This window comes from Bacillus sp. REN3 (assembly GCF_017912555.1).
Classification (GTDB): domain Bacteria; phylum Bacillota; class Bacilli; order Bacillales; family Cytobacillaceae; genus Mesobacillus.
The window spans coordinates 1-1,328 of record NZ_JAERSD010000055.1 but is presented as its reverse complement, the minus strand read 5'-3'; the positions used below and the strand labels follow the sequence as shown (position 1 = coordinate 1,328).

The following is a 1,328-nucleotide window of genomic DNA, read 5'->3' as shown; positions in this document are numbered from 1 at the left end:
ACAAGACCTTACTCAGCGGAATCGAAAGGCAAAATAGAACGCTTCAATAGGGTCATAGATTCATTCATCAGTGAAGCGCCATTGAAAAACCAAATACCCTTGATCGTCTGAATGAACTATTCCAAGTATGGCTGGCAGAGTGTTATCAGAATAAGCCCCATTCGGCACTTGGAGAAAAAATCAGTCCTGAAACGGCATTTCGTTCAGATAAGAAAGCGATTCGGTTCATCGATTCTGATACGTTAAGTAATGCATTTCTCCATTGTGAAACGAGGAAAGTCGATAAATCAGGATGCATCAGTTTCATGGATCAAAAATATGAGGTGGGCCTGGCATTCATTGGACGACAGGTGGATGTTGTCTACGACCCTGCGAGTCTTGAGGAGCTTACGATCGAGTTTGAGAATTACGCACCTTGGAAAGCCAGGAAGCTCGTCATTGGGGAAAGAGCTGGGAAGCGTCCAGCATTACCTGAGCACCTGCAGGTGCAGGAGGTTGACTCTTCAAGATTGTTAAAGGCAGCTGAACGGAAGAATCAGGAACGACAAATCGAACAGAAGCCTGCCGTCAGCTTCCGTGCCGTTTGGAAGGAGGATGATCCGAGTGTTTGAATCCTTCTATGAAATGGACAATACCCCTTTCTCACGGGACCTGCCAACGGACCAGCTTTATGATTCATCCATGATGAAAGAAATCTTGGGAAGGTTGAAATATGCGGCAGAAAGACAGCTTTTTGCGGTTCTGAGTGGCGATAGTGGTACAGGAAAGACGACGACAATCCGTAAGTTCGTGGACAAATTGGATAAAGGGAAATTCCACGTTCTTTATCTCTCTGATTCCAAGTTAACGCCTCGCCATTTTTACAAAGGCCTATTGGAACAACTGGGGTCCGAGGCAAAGTTTTATCGCGGAGACGCAAAAAGGCAGCTTCACCGGGAGATTGAATTGATGAAAGGCATACGAGGGCTACAACCTGTAGTGGTAGTGGATGAAGCCCACCTCCTCGACCGGGAAATGCTTGAAGAAGTCCGTTTCCTACTGAACTTTAAAATGGACTCTCAAAGCCCCATGGCCCTTATCCTTGTCGGTCAGAGCGAATTATGGGAACGGCTGCGCCTGCAGTCATATGCGGCAATCCGCCAAAGAATCGATATACAATTCCAGTTGGGACACCTGGATCGTGCCCAGGTCGGGGAATACGTTTCCAGGCATCTCCGTTACGCAGGAGTCGACCAGCCGATATTTTCTGATGGGGCGATTGACGAAATCCATCGGTTTACTGGGGGAGCCGCAAGGCTCATAAATAAACTATGTACACATAGTCTTCT

Annotated in this window: 1 protein-coding gene and 1 pseudogene; both read left to right on the top strand. The window is 47.1% G+C overall.

All coding sequences use genetic code 11. The features are described 5' to 3' along the window. Positions 1–611 (top strand): annotated as a pseudogene (locus tag JJQ88_RS21950) (Mu transposase C-terminal domain-containing protein); the annotation flags it as partial. After that, positions 604–1,328 (top strand): ExeA family protein (locus JJQ88_RS20900; RefSeq protein WP_210367973.1); only part of this gene is annotated, 725 nt, incomplete at its 3' end. The pseudogene JJQ88_RS21950 and the gene JJQ88_RS20900, both read left to right, overlap by 8 nt.